This is a genomic window from Nitrosomonas nitrosa (assembly GCF_003051105.1).
GTDB lineage: Bacteria > Pseudomonadota > Gammaproteobacteria > Burkholderiales > Nitrosomonadaceae > Nitrosomonas > Nitrosomonas nitrosa.
The window spans coordinates 56,653-71,315 of record NZ_QAOO01000007.1 but is presented as its reverse complement, the minus strand read 5'-3'; the positions used below and the strand labels follow the sequence as shown (position 1 = coordinate 71,315).

General features: G+C 49.5%; 15 protein-coding genes. 11 read left to right on the top strand and 4 right to left on the bottom strand.

Features of this window, described 5'->3' with window-relative positions:
• Positions 1 to 8: 8 nt before the first annotated feature.
• From lnt to C8R30_RS05195, 11 genes are all read left to right on the top strand, one after another.
• A complete protein-coding gene (lnt, locus tag C8R30_RS05245) occupies positions 9 to 1,481 on the top strand; it encodes an apolipoprotein N-acyltransferase (RefSeq protein ID WP_146162681.1) in 1,473 nt (490 codons plus the stop codon).
• Between the two features lie 42 nt (positions 1,482 to 1,523).
• The gene (glyQ, locus tag C8R30_RS05240; RefSeq protein WP_107789706.1) at positions 1,524 to 2,441 is read left to right on the top strand and encodes a glycine--tRNA ligase subunit alpha; all 918 of its coding nucleotides are present in this window, start codon (positions 1,524 to 1,526) and stop codon (positions 2,439 to 2,441) included.
• A 3-nt stretch (positions 2,442 to 2,444) separates the two neighbouring features.
• Positions 2,445 to 4,652, top strand: coding sequence for a glycine--tRNA ligase subunit beta (glyS, locus tag C8R30_RS05235; RefSeq protein ID WP_090667597.1), 2,208 nt, complete (start codon positions 2,445 to 2,447; stop codon positions 4,650 to 4,652).
• A 1-nt stretch (position 4,653) separates the two neighbouring features.
• Positions 4,654 to 5,193, top strand: coding sequence for a D-glycero-beta-D-manno-heptose 1,7-bisphosphate 7-phosphatase (gene gmhB / locus C8R30_RS05230; RefSeq protein ID WP_090667595.1), 540 nt, complete (start codon positions 4,654 to 4,656; stop codon positions 5,191 to 5,193).
• Positions 5,190 to 5,972 (top strand): lysophospholipid acyltransferase family protein, encoded by a 783-nt coding sequence (locus C8R30_RS05225; RefSeq protein WP_107789705.1) that lies wholly within the window; start codon positions 5,190 to 5,192, stop codon positions 5,970 to 5,972. The genes gmhB and C8R30_RS05225 overlap by 4 nt, the downstream gene beginning before the upstream one ends.
• Entirely contained in the window at positions 5,944 to 6,663 is a 720-nt protein-coding gene (locus tag C8R30_RS05220) for a M48 family metallopeptidase (RefSeq protein ID WP_258191944.1), read from the top strand. Before C8R30_RS05225 ends, C8R30_RS05220 begins: the two co-directional genes overlap by 29 nt.
• Before the next feature lie 207 nt (positions 6,664 to 6,870).
• Positions 6,871 to 7,365: a cytochrome P460 family protein gene (locus C8R30_RS05215; protein WP_258191943.1), complete on the top strand. Its 495-nt coding sequence runs from the start codon at positions 6,871 to 6,873 to the stop codon at positions 7,363 to 7,365.
• Between the two features lie 115 nt (positions 7,366 to 7,480).
• Positions 7,481 to 7,813, top strand: a complete 333-nt coding sequence (locus C8R30_RS05210; RefSeq protein WP_239654261.1) for a hydrogenase maturation nickel metallochaperone HypA/HybF — start codon at positions 7,481 to 7,483, stop codon at positions 7,811 to 7,813.
• A 14-nt stretch (positions 7,814 to 7,827) separates the two neighbouring features.
• Entirely contained in the window at positions 7,828 to 8,745 is a 918-nt protein-coding gene (hypB, locus tag C8R30_RS05205; protein WP_107789704.1) for a hydrogenase nickel incorporation protein HypB, read from the top strand.
• Complete coding sequence (locus C8R30_RS05200) at positions 8,735 to 9,859, top strand: Kae1-like domain-containing protein (RefSeq protein WP_090667582.1); 1,125 nt, start codon at positions 8,735 to 8,737, stop codon at positions 9,857 to 9,859. The genes hypB and C8R30_RS05200 overlap by 11 nt, the downstream gene beginning before the upstream one ends.
• Before the next feature lie 174 nt (positions 9,860 to 10,033).
• Positions 10,034 to 10,978 carry a L,D-transpeptidase family protein gene (locus C8R30_RS05195; RefSeq protein ID WP_258191942.1) on the top strand — a complete coding sequence of 315 codons (945 nt, stop codon included), beginning with the start codon at positions 10,034 to 10,036 and terminating at the stop codon, positions 10,976 to 10,978.
• A 50-nt stretch (positions 10,979 to 11,028) separates the two neighbouring features.
• On the opposite strand, the gene C8R30_RS05190 is transcribed toward C8R30_RS05195, so the two are convergent.
• The 4 genes from C8R30_RS05190 to C8R30_RS05175 all read right to left on the bottom strand — a co-directional run bounded on the left by C8R30_RS05190 (position 11,029) and on the right by C8R30_RS05175 (position 14,369).
• The gene (locus C8R30_RS05190) at positions 11,029 to 11,316 is read right to left on the bottom strand and encodes an Lpp/OprI family alanine-zipper lipoprotein (protein WP_090667576.1); all 288 of its coding nucleotides are present in this window, start codon (positions 11,314 to 11,316) and stop codon (positions 11,029 to 11,031) included.
• Between the two features lie 303 nt (positions 11,317 to 11,619).
• Positions 11,620 to 12,462, bottom strand: a complete 843-nt coding sequence (locus C8R30_RS05185; RefSeq protein WP_107789702.1) for a transposase — start codon at positions 12,460 to 12,462, stop codon at positions 11,620 to 11,622.
• Positions 12,463 to 12,624: 162 nt separating this feature from the next.
• The gene (locus tag C8R30_RS05180) at positions 12,625 to 13,719 is read right to left on the bottom strand and encodes an alpha/beta hydrolase (RefSeq protein ID WP_107789701.1); all 1,095 of its coding nucleotides are present in this window, start codon (positions 13,717 to 13,719) and stop codon (positions 12,625 to 12,627) included.
• Between the two features lie 254 nt (positions 13,720 to 13,973).
• Positions 13,974 to 14,369, bottom strand: a complete 396-nt coding sequence (locus tag C8R30_RS05175) for a glycine zipper family protein (RefSeq protein ID WP_107783802.1) — start codon at positions 14,367 to 14,369, stop codon at positions 13,974 to 13,976.
• Positions 14,370 to 14,663: the final 294 nt, after the last annotated feature.

Below are 14,663 nucleotides of genomic sequence, written 5' to 3'. Positions count from 1 at the left end.
TGGCTTTAATGCTCGGTGCACTCACTGTTTTGGGTTTTGCACCGTTCTACCTTTTTCCTATTCCATTTATTACGCTTGCTGCATTGCTCTTTCTGTGGCGTAACAGCATCCGAGCCGGACAGGCTGCCAAACTAGGGTTTTCTTTTGGCATGGGCTTGTTTGGAGCGGGCGTTACCTGGATTTACGTCAGCCTGCACGATTTCGGTGACATGCCGATGCCGATGGCAGTCGTTGCGTTGCTATTATTGTGTGCCTATCTCTCCCTTTTTCCTGCATTGACCGGATGGCTCTCGATAAAATGGCGGGCGATGGCGCCAGCGCTCTGGCCATGTTGGGTGGCTTCACTATGGATGTTTGCGGAGTGGGGGCGAGGGACCTTATTTACCGGGTTTCCTTGGCTGGCACTGGGATATTCGCAAGCGCCCTATGGCATGCTCACAGGCTTTGCTCCGCTGGTGGGGGTTTATGGGGTTTCATGGCTGCTCGTACTGAGCGCTGCATGGCTATGTGTCTGGTTCGAGCAGCGAAAGTTGAAGCAGACCTGGCAGGGATTATCCCCGCTAGGTTTGTTATGGGCGCTGGGTCTGGGATTGCAGTGGATAAACTGGACCCAGCCCGAGGGTGACCCGGTAACGATCAGCTTATTGCAGGGAAATATTCCGCAGGATATGAAATGGCGGGAGGATCACATCCTCACGACGATGGATATCTATGCAAAGCTTATCCAGGAAAGTGACAGCCGGCTTATCGTCACGCCGGAAATATCGATACCCCTGTTTCACGACGATGTACCGAATGATTATTTAGCGGGTCTCGCTGCGCATGCCATCGGCAATGAGGGGGATGTGCTGATCGGCATGGCGGAATCGGTCTCGTCGAGCAGGCAACAGTACTACAATACGATGTTCAGTCTTGGCAAGTCTCCTGAGCAACGCTATCGCAAACACCATTTGGTACCCTTTGGTGAATATATTCCGCTCAAGCCGGTATTTGGCTGGATCATTCAGGTATTGAACATCCCCTTATCAGATTTTTCGCGTGGTGCGTTAGACCAACCCCCTTTGCAACTTGCGGGACAACGGGTCGCAATCAATATTTGTTACGAAGATGTATTCGGGGAAGAGATTATCTTGCCGCTTCCCGCAGCATCCTTATTGGTCAATGTCAGCAATGATGCTTGGTTTGGACGTTCTATCGGCCCCTGGCAGCATTTGCAAATATCACAAATGCGCGCATTGGAAACAGGCCGTTACATGCTGCGCGCAACGAACACCGGTGTGACCGCAATTATCGATCAAAAAGGACGTGTTCTGCAGAAACTGGAGATGTTCACGACCGGCGGTTTGCATGGGGAAGCGCAGGGTTATCAAGGTGCCACCCTCTATGTATTCCTCGGCAATGCCTTGATATTGGGATTTGCAGGGCTAGTGCTGATGGCTGGCATGGCTTCAGTCTTTTATGGCAAGCGTAAAACCCTGTAGAATTGCGACTTCGATCAAAACCGATTTTTCAACGATTCTTTCATGCCTAAGCCCACATTCCAGGAAATGATATTGACCCTCCAGCAATACTGGAGCAGCCAAGGTTGCGCTTTGTTACAACCGTATGACATGGAGGTGGGTGCGGGTACCAGCCATACGGCCACATTTCTTCGCGCCTTGGGTCCAGAACCGTGGCGCGCGGCCTACGTGCAGCCATCACGCCGCCCCAAGGACGGTCGCTATGGTGACAATCCGAATCGGCTGCAACATTATTATCAATATCAGGTCGTGCTGAAACCTGCGCCGCAGGCTATCCTGGATTTGTACTTTGGTTCTTTGCAGACATTGGGGCTTGATTTGCAACAAAATGATGTCCGATTGGTGGAAGATGATTGGGAGAATCCGACGCTTGGTGCCTGGGGACTTGGCTGGGAAGTCTGGTTGAATGGCATGGAAGTCACCCAGTTTACTTATTTCCAACAGGTCGGCGGCATTCCTTGCAGGCCGATTACCGGCGAAATTACCTATGGATTGGAACGGCTCGCCATGTACCTGCAGGGCGTGGAAAACGTATTCGATTTGACCTGGACAGAAGGGCTGACTTACGGCGATGTCTACCACCAGAATGAAGTCGAGCAGTCGATTTACAATTTTGAATGCAGCGATACTGAATTTCTATTTTTGGCTTTCAGCAAGCATGAAGAGCAGGCTAACGCGTTGATGGAGAGACAATTGCCATTACCCGCGTATGAGCAGGTGCTGAAAGCGGCGCATACTTTCAACTTATTGGATGCGCGCGGGGCAATCTCGGTGACCGAACGTGCAGCCTATATTACGCGTATCCGTAATTTAGCACGGCGCGTCGCGCAAGCTTACTATGATAGCCGTGAACGTTTGGATCCGCCCTTTCCCCTAGCTCCCCGTGAGTGGGTAGCACAACTCCCCAAAAAGGTGGGGTAAGCGATGACGACAAAAAATCTGTTGATTGAGTTATTGGTCGAGGAATTGCCACCCAAATCGTTGAATAAACTGGGTATGCATTTTGCGGAATCACTGATGAATGGTTTAAAACAGCAACATCTTCTACAATCAGATGCCGTGATGACTGTTTTTGCAACACCGCGCAGATTGGCGGCTCATATTACGCAAGTATTGGCGCAGGCATCCGACCAGTTGGCGACGACCAAGCTGATGCCTGTCTCGGTTGGGTTGGACAGTGAAGGACGAGCTACGCCAGCTTTAGTCAAAAAACTGAGCAGCGTTGGGGTAGAGGCGTTTGTCGTTTCACAGCTAGGTCGCGTGAAAGAAGGCAAAACCGAGACGCTTTTTCTGGAACGTAAGGTACCAGGAATCGCATTGGCAGCGGGGTTGCAGAAAGCGCTCGATGATGCCATTGCAGATTTACCTATCCCTAAAGTGATGAGCTATCAATTGGCGGATGGGTGGAATAGTGTCCATTTTATCCGCCCCGCACATGGACTGGTAGCGCTGCACGGTAGCGAAATCGTACCTGTCAGCGTGCTTGGCCTAACCTCGAGCAAAGTGACGCAGGGACACCGCTTTGAGGCTAGCATTCATCCTATCATAATCAGGGATACGGAAAGTTACGCGCAACAACTGGAAACGGAAGGTGCCGTGATTGCGAGCTTCGTAGAACGCCGTGCGCGAATTATGCAACAGTTGAGTACTGCTGCAGCGAAAGAAAATTTGCAGCTCATTCAGGATGAAGCCTTATTGGATGAGGTTACCGCACTGGTTGAGCATCCCAATGTGTTGGTCGGTAAGTTTCCGCCAGAATTTCTCAGCGTTCCGCAAGAATGCCTGATTTTGACGATGAAAGCCAATCAGAAATATTTTCCTCTGCTGGATAACGAGGGAAGGTTGGTCAACACTTTCTTGATCGTGGCCAATATCTGCCCCCAAGACGCACATCTGGTTGTCGATGGGAACGAACGCGTGGTGCGATCACGTTTGGCCGATGCAAAATTTTTCTTCGAGCAGGATCTGAAACATACTCTGGCCGCACGCATTCCTGGACTGGATAAAGTGGTTTATCATCACCAACTTGGTACACAGGGATTGCGGATCGAGTATGTGCGTGCCATCGCCCATGAAATCGGTCAATGGCTCGGGGGCAATCTTCTGGCTGAACAGGCTGGACAGGCAGCACAATTAGCTAAAGCGGATTTGCTGACCGGCATGGTCGGTGAGTTCCCTGAGTTACAGGGTGTCATGGGACGCTACTATGCATTGCATGAAGGGCTCGGCGATACCATTGCCTATGCGATAGAAGATCACTATAAACCCCGTTTTGCAGGGGATGCGCTACCGCGTAACCTGGTAGGGGTTTGTGTAGCGCTGGCTGATAAGCTAGAGACCTTAATCAATCTTTTTGGCATCGGTCAGGTCCCGACAGGCGATAAGGACCCCTTTGCGCTACGCCGTCATGCACTAGGTGTGGTGCGCATACTCATCGAAAAAGACCTGCCACTCGAACTGAATCAGCTCCTAAAACAGGCCATTGGAATTGTTAAGGATGAACGCATCGCGCAACTATGGATGCAGCGAACCGCAACCGCTAAATCTTCCGTCCAGGCAGAAGAAGCGGGTAAAGGGTTAACGCATCGCAATGCTCGATCCCAGATTTCTGCTGAAGTAAGCGATCAGTTAATCGAATTCATTTATGACCGGCTGGCCAGCAACCTGCGCGAGCAAGGGTATAGCGCGCAAGAAGTGGACGCGGTGCTGGCACTCCATCCGCAGCATCTGAATGATATTCCCAGACGATTGGCTGCAGTCCGTACTTTTGCTACGATGCCTGAAGCGGAGAGTCTTGCCGCTGCCAACAAGCGTGTTAGCAATATTCTGAAGAAAGCGGCTGAAGCTATCCCGGCTGAAGTCGTGCCTGAGCGACTGCAGGCGCCTGCTGAACGGACGCTGTACCAAGCGCTTATCGAGATAAAAGATAAAATAGAGGAAGCTTTCCTCGAGAAGGATTATACGATCGCCTTGCAAATTCTTGCTGAGTTAAAAGCGCCAATCGATACTTTTTTCGATCATGTCATGGTGAATACCGATGATGCACTGCTGCGAAGCAATCGTTTGGCATTGTTAAAAGCATTGCAGCAGGCCATGAATCGGGTTGCCGATATTTCCAGGTTAGCGAGCTGACATGAAACTGGTTATTCTCGATAACAACGGCGTGATCAATGAAAGCAGCAGCACTTTTATTAAATCACCCGATGAATGGAAGCCCTTGCCGGGGAGCTTGGAAGCCATTTCACAACTTACCCACGCGGGTTATCGTGTGATCGTGGCGACCAATCAATCGGGTATCGGGCGCGGGCTGCTCGATATGGCCACTTTCAACGCGATCAATGACAAGATGTTCAAAGCGGTGCAGCAGGTAGGCGGCCGCCTGGACGCACTCTTTTTCTGCCCGCATACCCAGCAGGATAAATGTCAATGCCGTAAACCCGGGATCGGCATGTTTCAAGAGATCATGCAGCGCTATAGCACTGATCTCAAAGGTGTGCCGGCAATTGGTGATTCATTGCGTGATCTGCAAGCCGCAGTGGCTGTGGGTGCAATTCCGATTTTGGTATTGACCGGCAAAGGGGAAAGGACCCATGCGAATGGGGAACTGCCGGAAGAAACGCAAATTTATGCGGATCTGGCTTCCGTCGTTGATGCTCTCGTGAAAAATAAATGATACTCGCTGCATTCCGTTCACTGCTTTATACATTGTTGCAACTCATTATCACACCTCCCTATGCAATCTTTACGCTTGCTTGCTATCCGCTTCCGCCGCATTATCGTTATCAGGTGACGTATGGGTGGACGCGCATCATGTTGTTTCTACTGCGTGTCATCTGCGGACTGCGCTACCGCGTGATAGGTGCTGAGAATATTCCGGATCGGCCGAGCATTATCCTGTCGAAACACCAATCTGCTTGGGAAACATTGGCGTTGCAACAAATTTTCCCCCCCCAGGTATGGGTGCTCAAGAAAGAGCTGCTACGGATTCCTTTTTTTGGTTGGGGATTAGCGATGACCAACCCGATAGCGATTGATCGCAGTTCGGGAAAAGCTGCGCTGCAACAGATCGTCGAACAGGGGCGTGATAGACTGCAGCAGAATTTCTGGATTGTTATTTTTCCCGAAGGAACGCGCGTATCACCTGGCCAGACGGTTAAATATCGCATCGGCGGTGCGTGGCTTGCCGTTCATACGGGCGCGCTGGTCGTGCCCGTCGCACACAATGCCGGGGAATTCTGGGGAAAGAATTCGTTCATCAAATATGCGGGGACGATTACCGTCAGCATCGGAAAGCCGATTGATCCCGCTGGTATGGAACCTGGCGAGCTCAACGAACGCGTCCAAGCCTGGATCGAGTCTGAGGTAGCGCGGATCAGTCGCTTTGGGAAAACAAAGCCTGTTGGACAATTCGGTTCGATTGCCAATGAGCCCATCGAAGATACAGAAAAGTGAGACGTGTAATATCACCCTTGTCGGCCAGGAAGTGGCTTATACCCTTATCCGACGTAACCGGAAAACTATAGGGCTGATCGTCAATCGAGCCGGTTTGATCGTTCGTGTTCCTTTGCATGCTACGTCCAACAGCATCGAACAGGTCCTGCGTCGTAAAGCCGCCTGGGTGATTAGCAAGCTCGATGCATGGAAGGAGAAGAAATTCATTTATCCAGAATGGAAGCAGGACAGCCAGTTCTGGTTATTGGGAGAGCCTTATCGGTTGGTGATGACTGCATCGAACAGCCTGCAGATGATGCCGCGTAGCGAGCAAATTCACAAAATGGAACCCGCAGCAGAGATTCAATTAACGCCTCAACAGATTGAACCATTTGTGATGGCCTGGTATCGTGAGCAAGCGTTGGTTTACATGCGTGAGCGAGTGATAGGGTACGCAAGCCAATTGGGTGTGCCTATGCCCAAGCTCAGGTTATCCAATGCACGTACCCGCTGGGGGAGCTGCAGCTCTAGTGGGACGGTATGTCTTAATTGGCGTTTGATACTGTTGCCGGCTACGCTCGTAGATTATGTGGTTGCGCATGAGCTTGCTCATCTGATCGAGATGAATCATTCTGCAGCGTTCTGGGAAGTGGTCGAAGGTATTTACCCCGATTATCGGCAGGCGCGAAGCGCACTCAAGAAAATTGGCTGATCACTACCCCCTTTCGCCTGCAAAAGCAGGCATTTTCCAGTGACATCGTACAAGATTTCTTTACAATCGAGGATTGTGAATATAATGCAGCTTCAAGCAGCATATAAACAAGTTTACTAGTTTGGGAAAATTCCGATCATCACGTAACATCAAATACAACAAGTGAGGAGAGAAAAAATGAAATATAGACTTAAGCTCGTTACCCTGATGAGTGCATTGTTACCCTTTTATGCCCTTGCCGGAGGGGACCCTGATTTTGTCAAATATCCGGAGGGATATCAGCAAATCTTTACGCAATACGATACCGCTAATCGGGCCAATCAGACGCAGGTTGCAAAATTCTATGCGAATGAAATCGCCGTAGAGAGTTACAAAAAAGGCGAAGAGGCGGCTCCCGGTTCAGTGGTGATCATGGAGATATACGAACCTAAGAAAGATGCTGAGGGTAAAATTGTTACAGGTAAAGAAGGCCTTTTTGAAATCGAAAAATTAGCGGCAGTTGCCGTTATGGAAAAAAGAAACAATTGGGATAAAGCGTTTTCATCCGATAACAGGACAGGTGACTGGGGATTTGCGGTCTATAACCCTGATGGAACCCCGAAAAGCAACGATCTGAATTGTGTGCAATGTCATACACCGCTGAAGAACCAGGACTATTTGTTTAGTTTCCAGAAGTTGGTGGATTTTGCTAAAAATCGCTAAGTTTTGAGATTGCAGCAGGTTCGCTAGAGGAAAAAACTGAACAGGCTGCATATATCTTAATCGGCAGCCTGTTTCATCTTTGGACCAACTAGCGAGCCCGTTAGCAATGCATGAAATGTCCTTAGCTGAGGAAGTCATGCAGATTATCCAAGAAGCTGCGCTTCGGCAGTCATTTGCCCGTGTCAAGACAGTGTGGTTGGAAATCGGCCAGCTAGCCTGCGTGGAACAAGCTGCTTTCCGTTTTTGCTTCGACATCCTAACGCGTGATAGCATCGCTCAGCAGGCTCGGCTGGAAATCCTGGAAATCTCCGGCCTAGGCTGGTGTCATTCGTGTGCGCAAGAGGTGCCTATGACGACACTGCATGATGTTTGTTTTCGATGCGGTCGCTATGGGTTAGTGGTATTGTCCGGTGATGATTTACGTGTCAAAGAACTTGAAGTGGAATAAAAGGAGCCACTCTGATGTGTACGACCTGCGGTTGTCGTAGCGGTGTGATGCGCATTGGTGGAAAACGACGGCAGCCACGCCACAAACTAGAAGGTACGACCCCTTATCGGGCAACTGCCAATCAAACTGCGGATGCACGCTCGACAGCATCCGCAAATCATCCCATTCATTCTCATGACTTGATCGATTTCGGCTCGGGGGTTGCAGAGACACACGTGCCCGGCATGCGCCAGTCACGCATAGTCAAAATTGAACGGGATATCCTTGCCAAAAATAATCATTATGCCGATGCAAATCGACGCTACTTGACTGAGCATGGTATTTTTGCGCTCAATCTCGTCTCTAGCCCGGGTTCGGGCAAGACGACCTTATTGGTTCAAACCATTGCCGCTTTACCAGCAGTCCAACCCATCTACGTGATCGAAGGCGACCAGCAAACAGAAAATGATGCGCTCCGTATTCGCGCTACGGGCGCTCGGGCGTTGCAGATCAATACAGGTAAAGGGTGTCACCTGGATGCCGATATGGTCGGTCGTGCGTTGCAACAACTGAATCCGCAAGAGAGCAGCCTGTTGTTTATCGAGAATGTCGGTAATCTGGTCTGCCCCGCTAGCTTTGATTTGGGTGAGGCACACAAAGTCGTAGTGCTTTCAATCACCGAAGGCGAAGACAAGCCGCTCAAATATCCGGATATGTTTCGTGCGGCCGACCTCATGATACTTAATAAATGTGATCTGATGCCCTATCTGGCCTACGATCTGGAGTTAGCGATTGACTATGCGCATCGGATCAACCCCACTCTGCAAGTCATTCAGCTTTCGGCCGTCACAGGCGAGGGTATGCCCGCATGGCTTGCGTGGATCGAAGCGGGTCACCGACGTATGCAAGCAGCCAAGTCGAAGCTGAAGGATTGGCCGCCTCATGGCGAGTAACGCACTTTTTTCCAGTAAGGATGGGATATATCAATCGATTACTTTTCCGATTGACGTGCCTTCTGTGCTTGCGTGCGGCGCCTGGTTGAAAAACACGCTCTGCGTCACACGGCATCGGCAAGCCTACATTTCACCGTTGATAGGTGATCTCGATACCCCTCAGGCACGTATTCGGATGGAGGAGACTGCGTTCCGGATGTGCCAAATACTCGGAGTGGAACCAGAAATCGTCGCGCATGATCTCCATCCTGATTTTTACAGCACGCAATTTGCGCTTGCCTATGCAGAAAAGCGAGGTGTGCCTGCGATGGCCATTCAGCATCATCATGCGCATATCGCTGCCATTTGCGCCGAGCATGGAATCAATCAGCCAGTAATCGGTCTGGCATTGGACGGCGTAGGGTTGGGATTGGACGGGACACCATGGGGGGGTGAATTGCTGTATGTCGAGGGAGGCGATTTTGTGCGTCTCGGCCATTTGGCGCAACTTCCGATGCCCGGGGGGGATCGCGCGGCGCAGGAACCCTGGCGCATGGCAGCGGCGGTATTATTTCAGCTAGGTTATGCAAATGAGATTTCATCGCGCTTTCCAAATCAGCTAGCGGCAAAAACGGTTGTGTCGATGCTGCAACGCAACCTGAATTGCCCGCTGACTTCCAGCATGGGCCGGCTATTCGACGCTGCAGCCGGTTTGCTGGGCGTGAATGAAATTCAGTCTCATGAAGCGCAAGCGGCAATCCAGTTGCAGGCATTGGCGGAATCTCATGGTTGCGTAACCCCACTCGCACGTGGCTATCAAATAACTCCCGATAATACGCTGGATTTTTCTCCTTTGCTTGCATGGCTCATGCAATGCGGTCATATTTCACGAGGTGCCGCCGTATTTCATGCGACGCTTGCAGCTGGGTTGGCTGAGTGGGCGGCCTTATCAGCTCGCGAGCGCCATTGCAGGTCGATCGCATTCGGAGGAGGTTGTTTCCATAATGGGCTTCTTTCGCGGCTATTGATTCATCATCTGACTGGTATGAATCTCAGCGTATTATCCGCACAACAGCTTCTCCCAAGCGATAGCGCGATTTCATTGGGGCAGGCGTGGGTTGCAGCGCATCGATAAGAAACCATGATCGTTGAAAAGCGGTCAATATTTTGCTTTCTGATTTTATTCGGGATTTTCGCTATCTGCTATAGTTAGGACTGGAAACTGCCGTTATTGGTTTGAACAGACAAATTTTAGATAATTTTCATATGATGAAAGAGATGAATATATTTATTGAGGATGAGCGAGGTGATGCGTAAATTTTTTCTATTGCTAGCAACCTTGTTGGCAACGCCATGGGGACAGGCTGCGAGCTGGATCTTGCCTCCAGCCGATATTGATATTTTTGGGCAGCTGCAAGTCATTCCAGCAAGTCGTGATGAAACGCTGCTTGACATTGCACGCAGGTACAGCATCGGACAGGATGAAATGCTTTGGGCCAATCCGCTTATAGACCGCTGGCTTCCCCCGGATGGCGCGGATGTAGTGATTCCTAGCCGATATATCATTCCCCAAGCCGAACGAAATGGCCTGGTCATCAATCTGCCTGAGATGCGGCTTTATTATTTTCCTAAACCCGAGAAAGGAAAAAAACCGACAGTCATTACTTACCCTATCAGTATAGGACGGATGGACTGGCGAACTCCGCTCGGTAAAACAACGGTTGTTAGAAAGCAGAAGGATCCGCCCTGGATACCCCCACAATCGATCAAGATGGAAGCGATCGCAGCGGGCAATCCGCCATTGCCGGATTATGTGCCCCCCGGCCCGAATAATCCATTGGGCCGCCATGCCCTGTACCTAGGGACTGCAGGTTATTTGATTCATGGAACGGATAAGCCCTACGGTATTGGCATGCGCGTGACCCACGGCTGCTTGCGCATGTACCCTGAAGATATCGAAAGCCTGTTTGATCGGGTACCGGTCGGAACACCCGTCCAGCTTATCAACCAACCAATTAAGCTAGGATGGTTGGCCGACTCACTGTTTATAGAATTGCATCCGCCGCTTGAAGAAGACGAAGAGCAATATGCGGATTACATGCAGAAGGTGAGAGAAGAGATCGATCGCTTTCTGGAGAAAAGTAATAACGACAAGAAAGCAAACTCTGCAAGAAAGAATATCGTGCTCGATGAGCAAATGCTCGAACTGGCGGTATTTCAGAAGAGCGGCTACCCCGTAATGATTTCGAAGTAGCTGCCAATAAAAAAGCCCCTTGCGGGGCTTTTTTATTGAACTGGCAGATTTTATTTATGCATGGCTCGTTTGAACATGCGATCGATTTTAGTTTCAGTTTCGATTGAGCGCGCATTGGCTTCATTAGCCGTGCTGAGCGCTCTATTCGCGATATCCTTTGCTTCATTTGCTGTCGCTCTTGCAGCAGCCGCATCAGCTTTTGCAGCATCCGCATCTGCTTTGACAGCATTGACTTGAGATCTCAACTCATCGAGTTGTCCTGTGGACGCACAACCTGAGAGTGCTACGGAAGCGCTAATTGCCACTACAGTAAATACATATTTCATTTTTTCATTCATCTTTAGCTCCTTACTGTTTATATGATTAAGACAAAACCCGGAATTTTCAGCATAAGTCGTTGTCATCCAAGCCTATACCTAAGAAAAATCAGCGACAACCTCGAGATGCTACATGATTTCTCGAGCAATATAAAGTGTGCAAACGCGTAATATACCAAGGTTTTTACCATTGACGGATGACGTCATGATTAGCATCAAAATTTTTGCCGCTTTAGCGTATTTTGCGTTAACCCAGCTCCGCTTTTTTTCTTAGTGCGGGTTAAATCTATACGGCATTTTAGAGCGATTATGAAGGGCATGCAGTTAATCGTCTTTTTTCTCGAATTGTCGGACAGCCCGGCTAACTGTCATATAGTTTACCCCGAAATGATCGCCAATTTGAGCCATGGTATACGCTCCCGATAAATAAGCCCTTGCCATTGCTTCTTTTTTGTTCGGGTAACGTTGTTGATAGCTGTGCAGTGGCAGAATATTGGCTTTGTCGGAGGATTCAGCCCGTTCAAGCGGGAATTCAGAATGAATACCTTGCTGGTAACGTGCGACAAAATCGTCGTCTCCGAGCAAGATTTGATGCTGGGTTTGTTCGAGTGGGCTGGGCAATCCTTTTCCTTCCATGATGAATTGACGGTAGGCTTGGATCGCTTTTTTACGCTTCTTGGCAAATTTGTTGAGTAGTTTTTTCCGTGCCAGCCATTGCGGTGCTTTTACTGTGTCTATGGTCGCAGGGTAGCTACTCCAGGGCCAGTTCTCCAAGGTGGTTGTCATATCGCGGTAGAGCGGGAGTAGGGCGATATGGCGCGTTACGGCTAGCAGATAGCGCTTCTTTTGCACCAGAATGGCCTTGTATCGGCCACGGTAGAGTGGGCCTGTTTTGTTATGGCGCAGATTGAAGTATTGTGTATAGACGCCATTCAACTGGCGCATGCCTTTTGCCAAATTGCAATCCATCGTTTCTACCAGTAAATGGAAGTCACGGTCCATCTGGCAGTAGGCGAAGATAATCCATTTGAAACGATGGCAGACCTGGTCAAGAACTTCAAGCCAGGCTCTTCGATCGTCCTCATCCAGATAAATATCATACTTGTCTCCTCTGGAGGTGACATAATAAAGCGCACCTGGAAATTCTAGTCTCAGCGGTCTGACCATAATCTACCTATCACAACCCTTCGGCAGGGTAACATTGGCACGCTATTGAGAGTGCCGTAGTGGGTAGTGGGCGTCCATTCCATTACCTAGGCTATATTAACAATACTATCGATTATTCACAGCAAAATTTCTGACCAACTGTAAGTAAGCGTCTGGCTAGCTTTATGCCGTTTCCAAACGATCCAGGATAAGGGGGTATACATCTTGGGCGGCATTTTGACCGATGATGCAATCTACATGGCCATAATGGGTCAATTCGAAACGTTTGTAAAACTGTGCACCATTCGCATCAACCAATAAATCGAATGTTTTTTGTGTGCTCTTGGGCAATACACAGTCGTTTCTTCCGCCAGATAGGAATGTCATGGGTAGTTTTAGTCGATCGAGATGGGGGAGATAGGTATCTTTTCCTCGCGCATCGATTAAATGCTGTTGCAGGAGAATCGATGTGAGCTGTTTCATGGCGGCTATGTTGACCCGTCCAAACAAGCGGGCGAGGGTGTCATGGGTGGCTTGATTGAGTTGGGTATGTTCATATAATTCGCCAAACAATGTGGTAATACGATGGCAAACTGCGTTGGCACAGCGTTCATGCCGGGGTATGGGATGGAGCATCAAAGCGGCATCGTACAGCCGCGTCGAAATACCCGCATGAATATCGGTGTAAGCCGTCAGCCAGTGTTTACCGAGCAGTTGCAGAATTCGAGGCATGAACATGCGTGCCTTGAATTCATTGATGGGCAGCGAGTATAAGTGAGTCGATACTTGCGAGCAAACGGCTGCGCTGACTTGTTGCAATCCCCCCAATAAGGCCATGGTGAGTGTCGATGCGCCGACCCCATGACCCACTATCTGCACGGATGATCTACCTGTTAATTCACATACCTTCCGCACCGCCGCCGGGTAATCTTTCAAAGCGACATCGTCCATAGTGGAAAGCTGGCCAGAGGCTGGCAGTTCGATACTCAAACGATGATCCAGCAGCCAAACGTCATAACTCCGTTCAAACAAGTATTCGAGCAGATTGGTTTCGATGGTCGTCAATGAGTACATGAGCGAAGAGACGCCGATGCAATGCGAGAGGATGACAGGCCCCTTGTTTCCCCCTCGGTAACGCTTGAGGCGGAGCGAAACGCCATCGGAGCTGGTGAAAAAATAGATTTGGGGCGTATCTGCCCTAAGCGTACGTTCGGTCAAATGGGTTAAATGAGGCTCGTACCGCTCAACCTGGGTGACATAATCTGCCAATATCGACATGATCAGGCGCTCCTTTTAGGGAATGAACTATTTGTTAATTGCAACAGCGGTTACATTGGAAAATCGTGCCTTATTGATGGGTTAACAGTATAGCGGTTAATTGCTGATTCGGCAGAATCCTGGAGAGGAGAGAGGGAATTGGAAAAAAATAATTAGCTCCCTTCTGCTGACAGGCGAGAAAGGAGCTGAGATGATAGGGAGGATTGATCAAATGGATTAATTGCTCGGTATGTCAAGATTGTCTTGTTTAACCATCAATTCACGACATTGTGTCCGCGGTTACGTAAGCAAGTCCGGTAAGCCATCTTGAAAGCTTCTTCTGCTTCAAATCCTTGTTTGGCGCCGCCACCGAACCCCCCTGCCGCTGCGCCGATGGCGGCTCCTTTCCCCGGATCACCGGTGAAAGCGCCCACGATTGCGCCGCCTGCCGCGCCGACTGCGGCACCAACACCAGCACCAACCGCTGTTTCTTTAGCTGTGCCGCCCGAAGAGCGTCGGGCGATCTGATCGCATTCGTATAAGTCTTGGTTGAGCCGGTAGGCATTGGGATTGTTGTAAGTATCAACAGTCGGCGTCCATCGGGTTTGTGAAGCGCAAGCAGACACCAATAGGCTCGTGATTAACATGATTCCAATTGTTGTTTTATTCATGAAACTCTCCTCTATGGGTAAGTTGTAACAAAAATATAACGGTATGCATTAAGAATCCCTTTAGGAATTCTGCGTCTTAAATAAGATGAAGCGGGAACAGAATATGTTTTATCAAACCGGTATGTAAGAAATAAACTTTGTGAGTTACGAAGCATTTAACGATATCGATATATGGTTTTTTTGATGTACCCTTTGAACAAAAGGCGCACTTATCGATCAGTACCTACCCTGTAAACTGAGTCTTTGTGTTGAAATTAAGTTCAAGTTTCTGCAAGGCGGGCGCTGCATGCTATT